This window comes from Anaerosporobacter sp. (assembly GCF_965301125.1).
In genome coordinates, this window is sequence record NZ_CBDLAM010000185.1 from 1 (window position 1) to 7,274 (window position 7,274).

6 protein-coding genes are annotated in these 7,274 nt (G+C 32.9%); all 6 read right to left on the minus strand.

The genetic code is table 11. From position 1 onward, the window contains the following. Positions 1-1,345, minus strand: a 1,345-nt coding sequence (locus ACW2QF_RS16025; protein WP_455717015.1) for a glycine--tRNA ligase, incomplete at its 3' end; no start/stop codon positions are given. Between the two features lie 114 nt (positions 1,346-1,459). After that, positions 1,460-2,068 carry a hypothetical protein gene (locus ACW2QF_RS16030; RefSeq protein WP_455717016.1) on the minus strand — a complete coding sequence of 203 codons (609 nt, stop codon included), beginning with the start codon at positions 2,066-2,068 and terminating at the stop codon, positions 1,460-1,462. Between the two features lie 79 nt (positions 2,069-2,147). Further along, the gene (gene recO, locus ACW2QF_RS16035) at positions 2,148-2,888 is read right to left on the minus strand and encodes a DNA repair protein RecO (RefSeq protein WP_455717017.1); all 741 of its coding nucleotides are present in this window, start codon (positions 2,886-2,888) and stop codon (positions 2,148-2,150) included. Beyond that, positions 2,833-3,024 carry a hypothetical protein gene (locus tag ACW2QF_RS16040; protein ID WP_455717018.1) on the minus strand — a complete coding sequence of 64 codons (192 nt, stop codon included), beginning with the start codon at positions 3,022-3,024 and terminating at the stop codon, positions 2,833-2,835. Before ACW2QF_RS16040 ends, recO begins: the two co-directional genes overlap by 56 nt. Before the next feature lie 134 nt (positions 3,025-3,158). After that, positions 3,159-4,070 (minus strand): GTPase Era, encoded by a 912-nt coding sequence (gene era / locus ACW2QF_RS16045; protein ID WP_455717019.1) that lies wholly within the window; start codon positions 4,068-4,070, stop codon positions 3,159-3,161. A gap of 113 nt (positions 4,071-4,183) precedes the next feature. Continuing rightward, on the minus strand, positions 4,184-7,126 hold the full coding sequence (locus ACW2QF_RS16050) for an insulinase family protein (RefSeq protein ID WP_455717020.1): 2,943 nt from the start codon (positions 7,124-7,126) through the stop codon (positions 4,184-4,186). Positions 7,127-7,274: the final 148 nt, after the last annotated feature.

The window sequence follows — 7,274 nt, forward strand, 5'->3', positions numbered from 1 at the left end:
TCTTAATTCTTTCTTGTTCCATTGTATCACGATCACGTACTGTAACAGCTCCATCTTCTTCAGATTCAAAATCGTAAGTGATACAGAATGGAGTACCTATTTCATCTTGTCTTCTATAACGTTTACCGATGTTTCCTCTATCATCATATTCGCAGTTGAAGTATTTACTTAACTCAGTGTAGATTTTTTCTGCACCTTCTGCTAATTTCTTTGATAATGGAAGTACACCAACTTTAACAGGAGCCAAAGCTGGATGGAAATGTAATACAGTACGTACATCTCCTTCTCCTATTTCTTCTTCATCGTAAGCACCACATAAGAAAGCTAATGTTACACGATCTGCTCCAAGTGATGGTTCAATAACATAAGGAACATATCGTTTATTTGCTACATCATCAAAATAACTCATATCCTCTTTTGATACATTTTGATGTTGTGTTAAATCGTAATCTGTTCTATCTGCAATTCCCCATAATTCTCCCCAACCAAATGGGAATAAGAATTCAATATCAGAAGTAGCTTTACTATAGAATGAAAGTTCTGCTGCATCATGATCACGTACACGCATCTCTTCATCCTTGATTCCAAGGTCTTTTAACCATTTGATACAGAATTCCTTCCAGTATGCAAACCATTCAAGGTCTGTATCTGGCTCACAGAAGAATTCTAATTCCATTTGTTCGAATTCTCTTGTACGGAATGTGAAGTTACCTGGAGTAATTTCGTTTCTGAATGATTTACCAACTTGACCGATACCAAATGGAATTTTCTTTCTAGAGGTTCTTTGAACATTTTTGAAGTTAACAAAGATACCTTGTGCAGTTTCTGGTCTTAAGTAAACTGTATTCTTTGCATCTTCTGTTACACCTTGAAATGTTTTGAACATTAAGTTGAATTGACGGATATCAGTAAAGTTATGTTTACCACAAGTTGGACAAGCAATTTGATGTTCTTCGATATATTTAGCCATTTCTTCATTAGACCAAGCATCTACAGATCCTTCGACCTCGATATTATTTTCTGCCATATAATCTTCAATAATCTTGTCTGCTCTAAAACGTTCTCTACATTCTTTACAATCCATTAATGGATCAGAGAAACTTCCTAAATGTCCTGATGCAATCCATGTTTGTGGATTCATAAGTATGGCACAATCAACACCTACATTATATGGATTTTCTTGAATGAATTTTTTCCACCATGCTTTTTTTACGTTGTTTTTTAATTCAACACCTAGGTTACCATAATCCCAAGTATTTGCAAGTCCACCATAGATTTCAGAACCCGGATAAACGAATCCTCTTGCTTTGGCCAATGCTACAATTTTTTCCATTGTCTTTTCCATTTGCTATTCAACCTCTCAAATCTTTTTTCTATATTTAACTGAAATTATATATGATTATTATATGTTTGTCCAATCTAATATTAAAATAATACCGTTCATTCGGCTAGACTTCCTTTATTTCTTTTTAGCAAACACAATCACTGCTATATTTTCTCCGCTAGTTTGTAATACATTCTTTTCTAGCTTAACAACATTACTATAATATAAGATTGTTCCATCAATTCTAATATCTAGCGGTTCCTGAATGATTAGAACTGTGGCATCTTCCTTGCTAAAAGCAGTTTCTCTTGATACAGTATCTTTAGTTTTTGAATCTACAAACTCTAATACAGAAAGAATGCTTTCTTCTTTTAATGCTTGTTCTGTAGTTATCAATTTAGCACTTGTTCCATTAAATGACGAATAATCTTCAATATCGTTATAATTGAACACAACACTCGCTTTTTGATCTTTAACATGAAGAGAATGCATCTTTATTTGATTCTCTCCATTCTCTTTGTTGTAAACAGCAACTTCTTCATTAATAAATGTCTTTAATTCTTCTTTGTTATAATAATCTTTATTAAAATCCTCTATTATAGAAGATTGCACCGTATTATCCTTCTTAATAACTATTGTATTGGTAGTAACATCTTCCGCTGAGATAGATATTTTATCCTTCCCACAACCGGTCATTCCTACAAGTAATAGTGTGCTTAACAGTACAAGTGTTATCTTTTTCATTAGTACTATCTCCCCCTCGCATAGGTAAGTATTATTACTTGTAATTGTAACCTTAAATAACTATATTTTCAATAAAAAATTAAAACATATCCAGCATCTCCAAGGTTTTAAACTCCTTGTCAATATACATGCTTAGATAATGTTTCATACAATAGCGAAGTTCTGATAATACAGAATCGGATACCGTGAAGGTATATAACTTCTCGATTGTTGATGCGATGATAAACTGCATTGCATAAATCGTTGAATCTTGCAGATGCATAACTCTGCCATCTTTTATCAGACAATCAGAGCAAAGTAATCCTCCACTCGATAAGCTTAGTGCATTCAATTTATCTTTCTTACCACACTTTACACATTCAAAAACTTGAACAGCTTCACCGTTAAGTGTCATAATCTTAAGTTCGAATATGTATCGGATGAGAGGATACGGTATGGTTCCCTTTGTCAAAGCTCGTAACGATTGGTAAAGAAGTTTTAATATAGAAGACTCATCAACATTCTCTCTTGTTAGATAATCCGCAAATTCACAAAAATACATTCCGTACGTAACTGCCTCTAAGTTATTACGAAGTTCTACAAAGTAGTTTTGTACCTCACTTCCATTTATCTGGTAAGAAGTTCTTCCTTCATATACCGTAAATTGGCCGAAAGTAAATGGTTGAGAGCATGCAAGTAAGGCGCTATTTTGTTTTCTAGCGCCTTTTGCAAATGCTGTTATCTTACCGCGTTCTTTTGTTAAAAGAACAACCCTCTTATCATACTCACCAACTGGCATTGATGCCAGAACTATTCCCGTCACTACAACTGGTGAAACCACTATCTCCACCTTCTCTAATCTGATTATTTTCTTCTTGTGTATCATCCATATGTTCGCTTGTACAAGCAACATAATTTAAATAGTCCGTAATAAATCCTGACTTTTCAAATTCTGACCAATAATTATCTTTATTCATATATTAGCGCCCCCTAATTCTATGGTAGCTATTCTCGCACCTTGAATAGTTACTGTTATGTTCTAACCTGAACAACGTTATTGTTGTTCTATTCATTAGGTTGCCCATTTCTGTACTACCTTATACTAAATTTTCTATAGATTAATTTCTTTCTTGTTATATCCGTAATTCTTAAGTAAGAAATCACTGTCTCTCCAGTCTTTCTTAACTTTTACCCACAATTGAAGATTGACCTTCATATCTAATAAATTTTCAATCTCCTGACGTGCTAATGTTCCGATTTTCTTTAACATTGCACCTTGTTTACCAATGATAATTCCTTTGTGAGAATCTCTTTCACAAACAATTGTAGCTTCGATGTCAACTATATTACCCTTCTTACGTTCCTTCATACTTTCGATGGATACTGCAATACCATGAGGAATCTCTTCATCAAGAAGACGTAATGCTTTTTCACGTATTAATTCTGCAACAATTTGTCGCTCTGGTTGATCTGTAATTGTATCTTCATCATAAAACTGTGGCCCCTCTGGGAGATAATTAAAGATTGCTTTCATTAAGTTTTCTTTGTTCTCGCCTTTCAAAGCAGATACAGGAACAATTTCTGCGAAATTACAGATATCTTTATAAGCACCGATAAATGTTAAAATTTCTTCCTTCTTAACAGTATCAATCTTATTAATTACTAAGATAATTGGAGTCTTAACACGTGTTAATTGTTCTGCGATATGTCTTTCACCAGCTCCGATGAATGTTGTTGGCTCAACTAGCCATAGGATTAAATCTACTTCATTTAAAGTTCTTTCTGCCACTGTAACCATATATTCACCAAGCTTATTTTTCGCTTTATGAATACCTGGTGTATCGACAAATATAATTTGCCCCTCTTCACTTGTATATACCGTTTGAATACGATTTCTTGTAGTTTGTGGCTTATCTGATGTAATCGCAATCTTTTGACCTATAATTTGATTCATAAGTGTAGACTTACCAACATTAGGTCTACCTATTAATGTAACAAAACCTGATTTATATTTTCTCTCCATGTTATTCCATGCTTATCGCCATTGTTTATATATAGTGTGAAAGTTGGCACCGCATGATTCCTTTCTTAAGTGTAATTTTCCTTTCACACTATTTCTTTTATCTATATAAGTATCTATATAAGACTTTTTATTTCTCCAAATATATCTGCATTTTCTTGTAATTTAGATTCATTGCCAATAACGCATAGGTTGTTATCTGCAAGTATTGCTCCAACCAAAGGTGCTAAGGCACGAATATCTTCTTTTGTAGCAGATAATATTTGTTCTCGTTCTCTTTGGAAATCCATTGTTGTCATACCACTTAAGTAAGAGGCTAGAGAACGGCCACCTTTTGCAGCTGGATTCAATGGTGTATCTACACCACTGATTGTTCCAATAATATATTTTGTCATATCACGGTCATCTACATCAAAATTAGCGATATAGTCAACTACCTGATCATAGATTTTGTTTGTCTCATTAAGGTTTGGATCACGATATGAAGTAAAGTATCCATTTCCATCAAAGCTAAATCCACACATCGCACCATATGCTCCGCCCTTAACGCGGATATTGTTCCACAGATAATCAAAACTCAAAATGGACTTAAGAACACGTAAAGCACCTGTATAAGAATGCCCATTTTTAATATAATTACCTGTACGAGCTACATATTGAACTTTAGAAGCAGTCTTGAAACCTTCATTCAACTTCACGCAGTCAAACCTACCTAATGAAGTAGTAATCTGTGCATCACTTAGTCTTCCAATGAATGGTTTAATTAATGGCTCAAATAATTCATATCCTTCCTCATCTGCAGTAACACTTAATAATACCGTATCTTTTCTAAATAAGCAATCCATAACTTGCTCTAAACTCTTAGTAATTTCTTCATGTTTATTATCAAAGTCATTAACAAGACCATCAATGAAACGATAATAAGAAATTCCACCTGTCAATTCGTCAAACATAGCAGCTTGTGAATAGTAAGAAGTAGCACGGCTTACTGCCACAGAATGTCCTGATGAATTCAATTTCATCTGTAGTCGAGATTTAATTTCCATTAGGATTTCAAGCATTCGCTTACTATCACCCAGTTTACTCTCATGGATAATTTCATTGAGTAATTCCATAGCAACCGCAAGTTCTTGATATAATACCTTAATCTTAAATGCGAATACTGGTCTGTAGTTCGTTATATCATTCTTCTGCACATAGCTGCTTATGAATGTATTAATACCTCCAGTGTGTGTATTGATTTCATTGGATAATTCTAAGAAGCTGTGTTTATTCGTATCTACATAACCAAGTACTGTTGCTAGCAATCCCACATAAGGAACTAAATCATTTGGCACATATTTAGCATCAAATAATACTCTTAAATATGCAATCTGATTTGTAAAGATATCATGTTGTACAACTGTAGTGTTGTCAACGATCTTAATCTTATTATAAATTGGTTGTGCTTCCTTCTTAATATCTTCTCTTTCAAGTAATGGAATTGTTTTTAATTCCTCTGGAGTAGAAGTCTGTTCCTGATATCTGGTTAATTCTTTGGTATTCTCAATAATTTGGTTAATTTCTTCATCGCTAAGACTTGCTTTATAAGCTGCTAATTTCTTCTTGGTTTCTTCTTCTACTTTAGCAGTTAAGACAATCTCAGGCTTTACAATAACTATACTTACATGATTGTTATCGATCAGATGTTTCTTTATTAATTCTTCAAAATATCCACTACCAATCTTATCTTTTAGGAATGCAAATATTTTATTGGATTCTGTATAAATAAATGGTTTCGTATCATCATAGAGCCAACTATCAAGCAATTGGATACCATACATAAGTCCCTTTGGAAATTGTCCAAAATCAGCTTCTCTATATTTAAATTCATAGTAATTAATAGCGGCACGCAATGACTTCTCATCAATTCCGTTCTTAACAATCTTCTCTAATGTTTCTTTAATTACTTCTAAGAACTTATTTTTATCACTTTCGTTAGCATTCTTTGCTATAATACTAAACATTGGTTGCATAATGCTACTATCATAATCACTAAGAATATCTTGACCAATCTTGGCATCAAGTATTGCTTGCTTTAAAGGTGCACCTGGAGCACTAAGAAGTACGTATTCAAGAATCTTCATAGACATAACCAACTGCGCATCTAAAGAAGTTCCTACTACAGCGTTATAACTTACATAGGTATTATTATCAATAGATTCTTCAGCTGAGATGGAATAACTAGTGACAACTTCTTTTGGTTTATCAAACGCTTTTTGTAATTCAATATGGGAATCCACTTTTATTTGTTCAAAATGTGATAGATATTCGCTATCTAACCAATTTAATTTTTCTTCAATATCCATATCACCATATAAATAAATATAACTATTTACTGGGTGATAGTATTTTTTATGAAAATCTATGAACTCCTCATAAGATAAGTCTGGAATATTATCCGGATCTCCACCCGATTCTGTTCCATAAGCCGTATCTGGGAATAAAGATTTCTTAATTAAGCGGAATAAAACTTGCTCTGGCGAGGAAAATGCTCCCTTCATTTCGTTATATACAATACCATTGATTTTTAACTCATCCTCTTTATTCTCTAATTCATAATGCCAACCTTCTTGCTCAAAAATCTGCTTTTTATAATAGATATTTGGATAAAAGACCGCATCCATATATACATGCATTAAGTTTTGATAATCTTTATCATTGCAACTTGCAATTGGATAAATAGTCTTGTCTGGATAGGTAATTGCGTTCAAGAAAGTATTCAAAGAACCTTTCTCTAATTCAATAAAAGGATCTTTAACTGGGAAATTCTTTGATCCACATAAAACAGTATGCTCTACAATGTGGGCTGCTCCAGTAGAATTCATTGGAGGGGTTTTAAATCCAACGAAAAATACTTTATTCTCATCATCATTAGACATTACAACAATACGAGCTCCACTTTTCTTATGTTTTAATATAACTCCTAATGATTTTAATTCGTCTAAAGATTGTGATGTTACTATTTCATAGTGTGACATGATATTTAAATCATCAACACTTTTTATATTTTTTGACATGCAATTGTTTCCTCCTGGTCTAATTTTCAATGATTGATTTACTCTTTTGTTAATACAATATTTTACCATTTTATAAAATTATAGCATACTACTTACATTTTGTCACCAAACCTACATATTTAAACGTAATAATATACTTTTTCTATAC